Annotated in this window: 1 protein-coding gene; it reads left to right on the forward strand. The window is 74.5% G+C overall.

The genetic code is table 11. The features are described 5' to 3' along the window. Nucleotides 1-263, forward strand: a 263-nt coding sequence (locus tag PA598K_RS35695; RefSeq protein WP_185602452.1) for a hypothetical protein, incomplete at both ends; no start/stop codon positions are given.

Genomic DNA, 263 nt, shown 5'->3' on the forward strand with positions numbered 1-263 from the left:
CCGCCGAGCTGGCGCTCGCGGCGGCAGAGGCGGAGCGGGGGCGCGGTGCGGAGTTGCTCGTCGACGGGCGTATCGTGGCGCGGGCCGGAGATGAGACAGGCTATGCGCAGCTGCGGCAAGCGCTGGCCGAGATAGCGCTGCCGATGACCGGGGAGCGCTGCTGCGTCTGGGCTCCCGGCTGGATCGCGAGCGCGGGCGGCGCGACTGGAGGCCGGTCGCTGCTCATCATCACGAGCGACGCCGGGGACTGGCAGGCGCTAGCC

It is taken from the genome of Paenibacillus sp. 598K, from assembly GCF_003851045.1.
Classification (GTDB): domain Bacteria; phylum Bacillota; class Bacilli; order Paenibacillales; family Paenibacillaceae; genus Paenibacillus_D.